At 50.2% G+C, this 440-nt stretch carries 1 protein-coding gene; it reads left to right on the forward strand.

The annotated features are described in order from the left end of the window. Positions 1-440: VCBS domain-containing protein (locus CWS31_RS17445; protein WP_148747798.1), on the forward strand; the 440-nt coding region annotated here is incomplete at both ends.

The following is a 440-nucleotide window of genomic DNA, read 5'->3' on the forward strand; positions in this document are numbered from 1 at the left end:
GACACAAGCGTGACTGAAGATGATGCGAGCAATAACACAGCGACAGGTACTATTTCAGTATTTGACGTAGATACCGGTGAAGGGACTTTAGCGAGCAGCACGGCAACATATGGCACCGTTGTGGTGGATGCAGCAGGTCAATGGACGTATTCACTGGATAACAATAATGCTGCAGTGCAAGCACTACCGGCAGGTCAAACCTTGGTTGATACCATCACGTTCACCAGTGATGATGGCACCACTGAGACCCAAACCATCACCATCACGGGTAGCAATGATGCGGCGGATATCACAGTTACCGCAAGTGACACAAGCGTGACTGAAGATGATGCCAGCAACAACACCGCAACAGGCACAGTGTCTGTTAGTGATATTGATACCGGTGAAGGGACTTTAGTGAGCAGTACTGCGAGCTACGGCACGGTTGTGGTTGATGGCAC

The organism is Colwellia echini (assembly GCF_002843355.2).
Taxonomy (GTDB): Bacteria; Pseudomonadota; Gammaproteobacteria; order Enterobacterales; family Alteromonadaceae; genus Colwellia; species Colwellia echini.